The following is a 10904-nucleotide window of genomic DNA, read 5'->3' on the forward strand; positions in this document are numbered from 1 at the left end:
ATGCCGGTGGCGTTGATGCCGGCGTGGTGGGCGGCTTCGAGGAAGTAGCCGCCGGCGCAGCCGGCTTCGATGAGGGTGGTGGGTCGGGTTGCCGAGCGCAGCCACCGCAGCCGCCGGCCCGCCTCGAACCGGCGTGGTCCGGCCCGGAAGTAGTCGTCGTAGCCGCCGTCGGCGAAGTAGTCCTCGTCGTAGCGCCCGTCCGCCTCGGCCTGCTCCTGCGCGGTCCAGGCGAACCCGCAGGCCGCGCAGCGGCGCAGCAGCCCACCGAGTTCGGGTCGGTGGTCCTGCCGCGGCCCACAGACGAGGCATCGGGCGGTACTGCGGTCCACGCTCATCGCGGGCCACCTGCCGTCGGGGCCAGGACGGCCGAGGGAGCACGCAACAGCCGGCGCAGCCGCGTCCGGTCGCTCGCGCTGAGGTGTCCGCCGACGGCCAGCAACGCGGCGGCGACGAGCAGGGTCAGGCCCGCGCGGCTGGAGACGGCGAGGGCGGCGTCGAGTCGCCCGGGGCCGTCCGGCAGGTAGCGGCTCGCCGCGCTGGCAACCAGTCCGGCCGCGACCGCCACGGCGATCGGCGGCCAGATCACCCGTACCAGCGGCGTCAGCCGCCGGGCCGTCGCCGCGTGGAAGTAGACCAGGAAGTACGCGGTGCTGAGCACCACGGCCAGGGCTGTCGACAGGGGTACGCCCAGCGGCCCGCAGAGCCAGATCAGCGGCACCGTGAGGGCCACATTGAGCACGACGGAGAGCAGCACGTACCGCGTCTCCAGCCCGGGTCGGCCCTCGGCCCGGGCCATGATGGTTGTCGCCCCGCTGATCAGGTTGAGGGCGTAGGCGGGGGTGAGCACGAGGATGTTCACCGTGGCCCAGGGGACCTGGTGTCCCAGCCAGAGCCGGACCAGTGGGTCGGCGCTGACCATCAGGGCTGCGGCGGACGGGGCGAGGAACAGCGCCAGGTATCGGGTGGCCGCCAGGTAGAACCGGTCCGACATGCCGGCGCCGCGGTTGACCGAGCGGGCGACAGCGGCCGGGAACAGCACGACGAGGGCGAGACTCGGTGGTAGGCGCAGCAGGTTGAGCAGGCGGCTGCCCAGGTCGAAGTCGCCGGCGACGGCGGGGCCGAAGACCCCGGCGAGGACGAGGCGGTCGAGTTCCACGTTGACCATGCCGGCCCCGGCGGACACCTGCACCCGCATGCCGTAGCCGCCGATCCGGCGTGCGTCGGGCAGGCCCAGCCGTCCCCAGCGTGGCGACAGGTCCGGGCGTTGCCGGTGGGCGGCCCCGGCGAGCAGGAGCGTACGGATCGCGCCGGTCGCGGCGGCGGAGGCGGCCAGCGCCGCCAGGCCGCCGCCGAGGCGTACCACCAGGATTGCCAGTGCGGCGCCGAGCACGGCGGTGCTGGCGCTGATCGCGGCGAGCGACCCGTACCGCTGGCCGCCTTCGAGCACGGCACGCCAGGGCAGCTCGACGGCACCGGCCACCAGGCCGAGGACCAGCCAGAGCGTGGCGTGCCAGGCCTCGTCGGCGAGGTCGCCCAGCCGCAGCAGCCCGGTGAGCCACGGCCAGCAGACGCCGAGCGCCCCCACGGTGAGCAGTCCGAGCAGCGCGGCCCAGCCCAGCGTCAGCCCCTGTAGCCGGCGCACCAGGTCACGGTCCGCCGCGCTCACGGCCTTGGCGACCTCGCGCACCAGCGCGGAGCCGAGTCCGAGATCGACCAGTGCGGCCATGGCCAGCAGGCCGGCCAGCACGATCCAGACGCCGAATTCGCGGGACCCGAGGCTCTGGTAGACGACCGGCACCGAGACCAGCCCGGACACCGCCATGACCACCCGCGCGCCCAGCATGCTGGCCGTGTTGCGGGTGACCCGGGTGTCGACCGTGTCGGTGGCGCTACCCACGGGGGAACCCCCGGAACAGCTCGACGACGGTCAGCAGCAGCAGGGCCAGGTCGACCCGCATCGAGCGGCAGTTGAGGTAGAGCAGGTCGCAGCGGAGTTTGTCCTCCACGGTGGCCGCGTAGCCGCCGGTGAGCTGCGCGATGCCGGTCAGCCCCGGACGGATCAGGTGCCGCAGGTCGTAGTGCGGCAGGCGTTCGAAGCCGGCGATGAACTCCGGGCGTTCGGGGCGTGGGCCGACGAGGCTCATCTCGCCGCGTACGACGTTCCACAGTTGGGGCAGCTCGTCGAGACGGGAGCGTCGTAGCCAGCGTCCGAGCCGGGTGATCCGGGCGTCGTCCGGCTGGGCGAGGACGGGTCCGGTGGCCCGTTCCGCGCCGACCCGCATGGTCCGGAACTTGACCAGCCGGAACAGCCGGCCGCCCGCGCCGACGCGCTCCTGGAGGTAGAACGGCGGACCGGTGAACGAGACCACGGCGGTGATCGCCGCGATCAGCGGGATCACCACGACGGCGCTGAGCAGGATCACGGCGAGGTCGAAGGCGCGCTTGAGGCGTTCGTGCCGAGGTCGGCCCGCGCCGGAGCCGAGGCGGATCCAGGGCAGCCCGCCGAAACGGGCCATCGCCGGCGCGCGCAGCAGGCCGTAGACCGGTCGTGCCAACACCAGGATCTCGACTCCGGCGCTCAGGCAACTGGTCATCAGGCGCTCGTCGACGCTCTCCAGGGAGTGCTTGAGCAGCAGCAGTCGTGGGCGGACACGGGTGAGGACCGCCGCCACGTCCTCGGCGCGCGGCGGCATCGGCAGCCGGGCGGCGACGTCGAACTCCTCGTCGAGCCGGTCGGGCACGGCAGCGACGTCGTTCGGCTCGATGACGACCACGCGTACCCGCCGGCTGCTCTGATCCGGCCTCGGGGCCCGCTCGCGCCGCTCGGCGCGGTGGACGGACACCTGGTGGACTCCCGCCGGTGACCGCGACACCGCACCGATACCGGTCGGGACGTCGGCGCGGTGGAGCGACGCCGGAGAGTGGCCCGCAGCGATGGGACCCCGGGTCTTCCTCAACGCGTCGACCTCCTCGGTAAGGGACTCGCGGGCATGCCAGCCAGCACCCCGGGAGCAAGTCTCAAGGACAAAAACCCCAAGAGGGTCAAAACGGCAAAAAAAGGATTCTGGGGACGAGCATGGCTATATGACGGCAACCTGGGTGGTGAAAGGTTCCCTTTCAGGCGTTCTAGGTCCGCGCTGATGGCCCGAGCCCGGGTTGTCGGCACCGACCGACGGCCCTGTCGTACCGAGGAGTTCCAGATGGTCCTGCCAGACATCGCCGTCGGTCCCGAACCGTCGGCAATCCCGGTGCCCCGTCGCGTTCTGGTGGTCGGCGGCGCCGGCTTCATCGGCAGCCACGTGGTCGCCCGGATGATGCTGATGGGAAGCGAGGTGCGCGTCCTCGACAACTTCACCACCGGGCGGTTGGAGAACCTCGCCGACGCCGCGTACGGCGGGCTGACCGAGGCCGACGTGGTGACCGGCGACATCCGCACTCCAGAGGGGCTGGAGATCGTGCACCAGTGGCAGCCTGAGGTGGTGGTGCACCTGGCCGCGCAGCCCAGCGTTCCCGCGGCCCGCCGCTCACCCCTGTACGACGCCGACGTGAACGTGTTCGGCACCGTCAACGTGCTCGACGCCTGCGTCCGTAGCGGGGTACGGCTGGTCATCAATGCGGCCAGCAGCGCCATCTTCGGCGGGGTCCCCGCCAACGAGCTGCCGATCCGTGAGGACCACGCGATCGCGCCGGTCAGCCCGTACGGCATCAGCAAGGCCGCCGCCGCGCACTACCTCGACTGGTACGGGCGGCAGCACGGCCTGGCGTACACCTCGATGGTCTTCGGCAATGTCTACGGCCCCCGGCAGGAGGGCGGCGACTGCGGTGTCGTGTCCCTCATGGCGGATGCCCTGGTCCGTGGTCGGCAGGTGGTCATCTACGACGACGGCGCGCAGACCCGGGACTTCATCCACGTCAGTGACGTCGCCGAGGCGGTTGCCGTCGCCTCGCACCACCCGGGGGCGGGGATGGTCAACATCGCCTCGGGGCGGCAGACCAGCATCAACGAGGTGTACGACGCCGTCCGGGACGCGTGCGGCGTGGAGGCCGCGGCCCGCTACGAGCCGCTGCCCTGGCCGGGGGAGGTACGCGCCATGGCGCTCGACATCCGCAAGGCCCGTGAGCTGCTCGGCTGGTACCCGAAGGTCGGCCTCACCGAGGGTGTGCGGATGACGGTGCGGGACGCCCGTCGCCGGCACGGCGGCCGGGTCCTCACCCAGGCGCGCGACCTCGACCCGGTGGCGGCGACCCAGTAAGGCGTCGGGACGCCCGCGCCGTGCGGTTACCGCCCCGACGTCTCGAGGCGCGGTGAGCGGGCGCGGGCGGTCCCGGCGAGAGCGGCGAACACCGGTGTCCGCAACGCTTCCTCGAGCTGCTCCCGCCACGGCGCCTGCGGGCTCACCCCGGCCACCCGCCACCGCCCGTGCCCCAGCACGCCGTAGGCGGGACGCTGCGCGGGGCGGGGAAACATCGTGTGCGACACGGGCTGGACCCGCTCCGGGTCCAGCCCGGCAAGGTCGAACAGCGCACGGGTCAGGTCGTACCAGGTCGAGTGGCCCGTGCTGGTGCCGTGGTAGATCCCCGGCGGTGCCACCCCGGCGTGGGCCGCCTGGCCCAGCTCCACCAACTGCCGGGCCAGCGCCCGGCTCCAGGTCGGCTGGCCGGTGTGGTCCGCCACCGCCCGCACCACGCGGGACTCGGCGGCCTGGGCGAGCATGGTGGCGACGAAGTTGCGCCCGTGTTCGCCGTACAGCCAGGCGGTACGGACGATGTACCCCTGCTCGGGCAGGAACTGCCGCAGCGCCTCTTCACCGGCGAGTTTGCTCCTGCCGTACGCGTTCACCGGACCGGTGGGTTCGTGCTCCTGGTAGGGGCTGCGGGCGGCGCCGCCGAAGACGTAGTCGGTCGAGATGTGCAGCAGGCAGGCCCCGGAGCCCGCGCAGACCCGGGCCAGGTGGCCCACGGCCGTGCCGTTGACGGCTGTCGCCTCGTCCTCGGCCTCCTCGGCGGCGTCCACATTCGTCCAGCCGGCGGCGTTGACCACGATGTCGTGGCCCGGCACGAGGCGCGCGACCGCCGCGGGATCGGTGACGTCGAGCGTGGCGTGGTCGGCGACGGTGACGGACGCGCCGGGGTGGTGTGCGAGCGCGTCGACCATGTCCCGACCCAGCATGCCGTGCGCTCCGGTCACCAACCAACGAGCTGCTATGTCCATCGAAAAAGGATAAAACGTACAAAACATCCAAGCGGCACTTTCAAGGCACGAAACATGACAGGCTCGCGCTGCTTCCCGGAACCTGACGAATTTTTGCATTGATCAATCCCACTCTTGCTGAACCGCATTCGGAACTGCCACGATGGCCGTCAATGCCTTCCGTCCCGAAGGAGTGGTCGCCATGGCGGTAACCCGCCGCAGGTTCGTCACGTCCGTGTTGGCGGGCTCCGCCCTCGCCGCCGCCTCCACCACGAAGCTCCTCGCCAGCCCCGCCCAGGCCGCCAGTCCTCCCGGGGACGTGGTCGGCAAGGTCACTGTCGGCTACCAGGGCTGGTTCAGCGCCCCCGGCGACTCCGCGCCGATCGGCGGCTGGTGGCACTGGAGCCGCGACCGGTTCCAGCCGCCCTCGCCCAGCAACACCACGATCGTGTCCTGGCCGGACATGCGCGAGTACACGCGCAGCTATCCCACCGCGTACCCGAACCTGGGCAACGGGTCGCCGGCCACCCTCTTCTCCTCCTACGACCAGCAGACCGTGGACACCCACTTCCGCTGGATGCAGGAGTACGGCTGCGACACCGCCGCCCTGCAACGCTTCAACCCGACGGGCGACGAGGGGCCGACCCGCGACGCCATGACGCTCAAGGTTCGCTCGGCGGCCGAGCGTTACAGCCGCAAGTTCTACATCATGTACGACGTCACCGACTGGCTCACCATGCAGTCCGACATCAAGACCGACTGGCTGACGAAGATGTCGACGCACACCGCGTCCAGCGCGTACGCCCGCCAGAACGGCAAGCCCGTCGTCTGCATCTGGGGCTTCGGCTTCAGCGAGTCCAGCCGACCCTTCACCCCCGGGCCGTGCCTGGAGGTCATCAACTGGTTCAAGGCGCAGGGCTGCTACGTCATCGGCGGCGTGCCCACCTGGTGGCGGCAGGGGATCGAGGACTCCCGCGCCGGCTTCCTCGACGTCTACCACGCGTTCCACGCGATCTCACCGTGGATGGTCTACCGGGCCAGGACGGTGGAGGAACTCGACTCGTACTACAACAACGTCAACGTCGGCGACATCGCCGACTGCGCGGCCCGCGGCATCGACTATCTGCCCTGCGTGATGCCCGGCGACCTGGCCGGCGGGCACCGCAAGCACGGCGACTTCTACTGGCGGCACATCTACAACATGGTCCGGCTCGGCTCCCAGGGCCTCTACGTGTCGATGTTCGACGAGTACAACGAGGGCAACCAGATCGCCAAGACGTCCGAGACGCAGGCGACCACCCCGGCCGGCGCGAACATCCGGGCCCTGGACGAGGACGGCGTCGCCTGCTCCTCCGACTACTACCTGCGCATCACCGGCGACGGTGGCCGGATGCTCAAGGGCCAGCTCGCCCTCACCGCCACACGCCCCACCCCGCCGACTGTCGGCACCCCGCCCCCGACCAGCGGCGACCTCGCGGCCGGCCGGTCCGCCTCGGCCAGCAGCCAGAACGGATCGTTCACCGCGTCGAACGCGGTGGACTCCGACGCCGGCAGCTACTGGGAGAGCGGCAGCGGCGCGTTCCCGCAGTGGTGGCAGGTCGACCTGGGCGCCAGCCAGCAGGTCAGCCGGCTCGTGGTGCGGCTCCCCGCCGGCTGGGGCGCGCGTACCCAGACCATCACCGTGCAGGGCAGCGTCGACGGCAGCTCCTTCTCGACCATAACCGGGGCCTCGGCGTTCGCCTTCGACCCGGCGACCGGCAACACCGTCAGCCGCACGCTCACGACCACCACGGCCCGCTACGTCCGGCTGAGCATCGCCGGTAACACCGGCTGGCCGGCGGGCCAGCTCGCCAAGGTCGAGGTGTACGGCTCCAGCAGCACCACGGACAACCCGCCGACCGCCCCCAGCGGTCTCGCCGTGACCGTCAAGACGTCGAGCAGCGTGTCCCTGGCCTGGACGGCGTCGACCGACGACAAGGGCGTCACCGGCTACCAGGTACGCCAGGGCGGCACGGTCGTCGCCACGGTCACGGGCACCACCGCCACCGTGAGTGGGCTCAGCGCGTCCACCTCGTACACCTTCACCGTCGTCGCCCGCGACGCCGGCGGCAACACCTCGTCCGCGTCGAACGCCGTCACGGTGACCACCGACGCCGCCGCCAACTCTGACCTGGCCCGCGGCCGGTCCACCTCGGAGAGCAGCCACGTCCAGAGCTACGGCTCCGGCAACGTGGTCGACGGCGACGCCAACAGCTACTGGGAGAGCGCCAACAACGCGTTCCCGCAGTGGGTGCAGGTCGACCTGGGCGCTGCGCGCACGGTCGGACGGGTGGTGCTGAAGCTGCCGCCGTCGTCGGCGTGGGGTGCTCGGACGCAGACCGTCGCCGTTGCCGGCAGTACGGACGGTTCGAGCTTTGGGACGTTGGTTGGGGCGGCGGGGCGGACGTTCGATCCGTCGACGGGCAACTCGGTGTCGCTGACGTTCGGTGCCGCGCAGGCTCGCTATGTGCGGATCACCGTTACCGGTAACACCGGCTGGCCGGCCGGGCAACTGGCGGCACTGGAGGTGTATGCCAGCTGACCGGACGTGGGGCGGCCGCCGGACGCCGACCGGCGGCCGCCCATCGGGCGGGCAGCACACTCTTAAGATCAGAACTGGAGCCTCGGCCAGGATGAAGGTCTTCGCCGTCGACGCAAGCCGCCCCTGAGGCCACTGCATTCGAAAACGCCCCGTACGGCCTCCTGGCATGTGTCGAGATCGACCGATCGAGCTGACGAGCCCTGGAGCCCAGAGATCGGCAGTAGGGAGGTCGGCTCCCACCGCTGGTCGACGGTCTGATGGTGGTTGCAGTCGTTCCGCACGGTCTTGTCGGTTGCTGTACTTCACTGGTGTACGTATGCTCAGCGGCCACACACCGCGCGAAGCCTTGCACGCCCCGGCCGCCCTGATGCGGCGCTAGCCACGCCAGGGCCCCGGCAAAGTCGTTAGGTGATGCCGAGCAGTGTCAACGGGCGGGTGCTGTCGCGGGCGTGATGTCGGTTGGCGGCGGCGATGTTGGTGACTCCGGTCAGGCGCAGGGCGCCGATCGCGGCGTTGCGTAGAGCGGCCATGACTTCGGGTCCGGTGCCGGTGCGGATCTGGCTGCGGTCCTCGTCGTAGGTAACGTCGCGAACCCAGTGGACCTTGTTCTCGATCGACCAGTGGCCGCGGACCCAGGCGGCTAGTTGTGCCGGTTTCGCCTGGTGGACGCGCAGGTCGGTGATGGCGTAGACGGTCTCGGTGGTGAAGCGTTTCGGCTGGTCCAGGCGGCGTCTGCGGCGACGGATCTGGATGGCTTGGACGGCGTGCGGGAAGTCGATGCCGGTGGAGACGCTCAGGATCTTGCAGCTGCGGATCTCGCGGCGGCCGTGTCCACGGTCGGTATCGCGGGTGGCGTCGGGAACTGCCCGCCAGGGCAGCGCGGTGAGCTGGGCGTGCAGGTGGGGCTGGTTGCCTTTGACGGTCAGGATCCAGTGCGCGCCGCGTTCGGCGAGGTAGGTGACGTGCTCGCGTTGGCAGTGCAGGGCATCAGCGGTGATCACGGTGTCGTGCAGGTCGCTGATCTGGTCGAGCAGCGGCGCGAACCGGGTGATCTCGTTGGTCTTGCCGTCGACGTCGATGCTGGCCAGGACCACGCCAGTGGCCTGGTCGCACGCGGCCATCACGTGGCGGGCGACGGTGTCCGTGGTGCGTGAGCCGCGCAGGGTTTTCCGTCTACGGCGATCGCCCGGCCAGCCGTCGAGGTGGTGGCGGTGGCCCGGCCGGCGAGCCAGACACTGATCGCCGCGGTCAGGAGCTGCGGGTCCATGGCCTGCAGCAGTCGACGGATCATCGCCTCCGATGGGCGCCGGTCGGCAGTCATGCCCAGGGCGAGAGCCGTCGTGGCCGGAACGTCGGCGACCCATTCGGCGATCGCCGCGTACGAGCGGTAACCGGCGACCACGGCACACACTGCTGCGGTGACCACGACCGTCAGCCGGTGCCGGACACCTCGCCTGGCGCGTGGATCAGGCAGACCGGCGAGTGCTTCGGGCAGCCCACCGGCGGTTTCGGCAATGGTCAGAGCCGGTGCGCAGGACAGGGACGAGATCAGCGATGATGGCAGCGCGGGCATGACTCACTTCGGGCGATCAGCATGGCGTAGGAACCTTGATGATCTTCCGAACAGGTCATGCCCGTCTCGCTGCCACCAACAGCGGCGCTTCTACTCCAAGCCTCACAAGTCAGACACCGCCACGACTTTGCCGGAGCCCTGCTAGCCACGCCGACGCGCCTACGCGCCGGCCGTCCGGGCACAACCTGAAAAGCACTGTTTTAGGCGCCCTATCCCCGGATGCTACCGGCCTGTCCAGGGGAGCGACCGGTCGAGGATGGGGTAGTGTGGCTCGTGCTTCCTAGCCTTCAGTTCAGCGAGTTTCACAAGTTCCTCGTGAGCGCTGGCGGCTTATCTCTAGCCTCGGCGGTTGCGCTCCCCGTACTCCTGTTGCGGTCCCAGAAGGCCGTCATGGTGACACAAAAGCAGCTTGCCGAATTGAGCCCGGATTCTAAGTCCGCCGTCCTGGAACAACAGAGGCAAGCCTTGTGGGTCATTAACCATTGGCCGCATGCCTCGATCGCGCTCGGGGCGATAGGCCTCTTGCTGATCTTCATCGGCGGCACCATATGGAAGACGCGACAAGACCGCCTGAACGAGCGAGAGTCCGAAGACCTGACGTCCGTAAAGCTGGAGCAGGAAAGAATTAGACACGAAATTCGTTCCTCGATCCGCCAGAACAAGGAGACCGACGACGAGACGGTCGACGCGATCGATCAGTCTTCAGAAGCGGAAGAGGCTGCGCCGACAGCGGACAATTCCCAGAGTGCCACAGCCGAGGACCTGCCCAACCCTCGGAAACCCTCGGATACGGCGAACGAGGGAACCGCCCCCACGATGTCAAGCGGCACGCGCGCAAACATCGAAGCGCTCCAGATCGTGAAGAGGAACGCGGGCACTAAAGAAATCCGCGGAATGCTCGCCTACATTCAAGCACAGGAAGAGGCGCTGCTGTACCTGGAGCGCCTATACGAGGGGAAGCTTGACTACGTCCGCGGTGTCCGGTTCGGTCGCGAGAGAGCAGATTTTGTCGTGACCTCGGACATCGACGACATGCCACACCTGGCCGTAGATGTCACCACGCTCAGCGGATTGAGCACCACAGCCGTACGAAGGCGGGTTCTACAAGCGATCGAATGGGCCCGAACCGCAAGCTATTCGACGCACAAGGAGTTTAACGGACCCTTCCGCCCAGTCATCTTCTTCGTTTCTCCCGACCTTCAGAACTCCAAGCTACGAGACCTAGCGTTTCGGGAAATCGAACAAGCATTGGGTGTGCGGGACCTGGCAGATGGAGTCCCACCCATGACGATCATCCTTGTTAGATCTGACGGGTTCGGCACACTGCCTCTGGACAAGACTCTGTTCACAGGCCCACATCCAACCTTCTTGCAATGGACTGCCACCCCGCGAGCCGCCGTCCAATGATCAATGGCCTGTTGCGACACCAGCCGCTGCCTGCAACGCCCGCTAGCCATCCCGGCGGCCTTCGTCCGCACAGTAGAACAGGGGGAGCACCCACGCCGTCTGAACGACCTTGACCGGACAGCCCCAACTGCTCGGCTTCGGCCTGGACGGAG

General features: G+C 69.4%; 9 protein-coding genes. 3 read left to right on the top strand and 6 right to left on the bottom strand.

What is annotated here, in order from left to right:
* From ABZV06_RS16900 to ABZV06_RS16910, 3 genes are all read right to left on the bottom strand, one after another.
* Positions 1-335, bottom strand: a 335-nt coding sequence (locus tag ABZV06_RS16900) for a hypothetical protein (protein ID WP_355622315.1), incomplete at its 3' end; no start/stop codon positions are given.
* Positions 332-1897 (bottom strand): lipopolysaccharide biosynthesis protein, encoded by a 1566-nt coding sequence (locus ABZV06_RS16905; RefSeq protein WP_355243375.1) that lies wholly within the window; start codon positions 1895-1897, stop codon positions 332-334. The genes ABZV06_RS16905 and ABZV06_RS16900, both read right to left, overlap by 4 nt.
* A complete protein-coding gene (locus ABZV06_RS16910) occupies positions 1890-2843 on the bottom strand; it encodes a sugar transferase (RefSeq protein WP_355622318.1) in 954 nt (317 codons plus the stop codon). The genes ABZV06_RS16905 and ABZV06_RS16910 overlap by 8 nt, the downstream gene beginning before the upstream one ends.
* Before the next feature lie 357 nt (positions 2844-3200).
* Here ABZV06_RS16910 and ABZV06_RS16915 point away from each other — a divergent pair, with 357 nt between their 5' ends.
* Positions 3201-4253 (top strand): NAD-dependent epimerase/dehydratase family protein, encoded by a 1053-nt coding sequence (locus tag ABZV06_RS16915; protein ID WP_355622321.1) that lies wholly within the window; start codon positions 3201-3203, stop codon positions 4251-4253.
* Positions 4254-4279: 26 nt separating this feature from the next.
* Here the strand turns inward: ABZV06_RS16915 and rfbD are convergent, their stop codons facing one another.
* Positions 4280-5212: a dTDP-4-dehydrorhamnose reductase gene (gene rfbD / locus ABZV06_RS16920; RefSeq protein WP_355622324.1), complete on the bottom strand. Its 933-nt coding sequence runs from the start codon at positions 5210-5212 to the stop codon at positions 4280-4282.
* Positions 5213-5393: 181 nt separating this feature from the next.
* Between rfbD and ABZV06_RS16925 the strand changes: the two genes are divergently transcribed.
* Entirely contained in the window at positions 5394-7772 is a 2379-nt protein-coding gene (locus ABZV06_RS16925) for a discoidin domain-containing protein (RefSeq protein WP_355622327.1), read from the top strand.
* A 404-nt stretch (positions 7773-8176) separates the two neighbouring features.
* Here ABZV06_RS16925 and ABZV06_RS16930 read toward each other — a convergent pair whose 3' ends face one another.
* Complete coding sequence (locus ABZV06_RS16930) at positions 8177-8893, bottom strand: ISAs1 family transposase (protein WP_355622330.1); 717 nt, start codon at positions 8891-8893, stop codon at positions 8177-8179.
* Complete coding sequence (locus tag ABZV06_RS16935) at positions 8893-9345, bottom strand: transposase family protein (protein ID WP_355622333.1); 453 nt, start codon at positions 9343-9345, stop codon at positions 8893-8895. Before ABZV06_RS16935 ends, ABZV06_RS16930 begins: the two co-directional genes overlap by 1 nt.
* A 264-nt stretch (positions 9346-9609) precedes the next feature.
* Here ABZV06_RS16935 and ABZV06_RS16940 point away from each other — a divergent pair, with 264 nt between their 5' ends.
* On the top strand, positions 9610-10752 hold the full coding sequence (locus ABZV06_RS16940; protein ID WP_355622336.1) for a hypothetical protein: 1143 nt from the start codon (positions 9610-9612) through the stop codon (positions 10750-10752).
* Positions 10753-10904 lie beyond the last annotated feature (152 nt).

It is taken from the genome of Micromonospora sp. NPDC005172 (assembly GCF_040608555.1).
Classification (GTDB): domain Bacteria; phylum Actinomycetota; class Actinomycetes; order Mycobacteriales; family Micromonosporaceae; genus Micromonospora.

Coding starts and splice junctions, on each gene's coding strand:
- ABZV06_RS16915 (WP_355622321.1), top strand. CDS start 3,201: ATGGTCCTGCCAGACATCGCCGTCGGTCCCGAACCGTCGGCAATCCCG.
- rfbD (WP_355622324.1), bottom strand. CDS start 5,212: ATGGACATAGCAGCTCGTTGGTTGGTGACCGGAGCGCACGGCATGCTG.
- ABZV06_RS16925 (WP_355622327.1), top strand. CDS start 5,394: ATGGCGGTAACCCGCCGCAGGTTCGTCACGTCCGTGTTGGCGGGCTCC.
- ABZV06_RS16930 (WP_355622330.1), bottom strand. CDS start 8,893: ATGGCCGCGTGCGACCAGGCCACTGGCGTGGTCCTGGCCAGCATCGAC.
- ABZV06_RS16935 (WP_355622333.1), bottom strand. CDS start 9,345: ATGCCCGCGCTGCCATCATCGCTGATCTCGTCCCTGTCCTGCGCACCG.